1 pseudogene is annotated in these 524 nt (G+C 76.9%); it reads right to left on the reverse strand.

Features of this window, described 5'->3' with window-relative positions:
- Positions 1 to 430, reverse strand: a pseudogene (locus PV721_RS43745) (hypothetical protein); the annotation flags it as partial.
- Positions 431 to 524: the final 94 nt, after the last annotated feature.

A 524-nucleotide genomic window follows, 5' to 3' on the forward strand; every position in this document is an offset into this window, starting at 1 on the left:
CCACCCCTGCGATCCGCCCCACCTCCGCCAGCAGCACCCGATCCTCGCCCGGGGCGACCGGGGTGAGGGCGGCGAGCGGAGAACGGCGGCCGGGCCGGGCGGTGGCCACCGCCTGCCAGTCCGCCAGCGGCCGGACGACGGGGAGCAGGGCGACGTCCTGGGCGGAGTAGAGCGGCGCCGTGGTCCACCCGCCGTGGGACTTGTAGTCGATCTCCACCGTGCCCACCGGGGAGAGGAACCCGAGCCGCACCGCGGCGTCGAAGTCCACCCTGCGGACGCCGAGCCGCCGGACGGCCTGGTCGGGGCCGAGGGGGACGTGCCGGTCAAGGAGGGCGGACAGGTCCCGGCGGCGGGCGAGCGTGTTGACCTGGTCCGGGTGGACGTCGGGGAACTCCACCTCACCGCCGAGGTAGACGAGGAGCCCGGGCACCGACCAGGTGACCGACCGCAGCCGCCGTCACCCGCGGCCGGCACCGCGGCAAAGGCACCCCCAGCGCCTCCGTCAGCCGGTCCGCCGCCCACCC

The sequence above is a fragment of the Streptomyces sp. MB09-01 genome, from assembly GCF_033794505.1.
GTDB lineage: Bacteria > Actinomycetota > Actinomycetes > Streptomycetales > Streptomycetaceae > Streptomyces.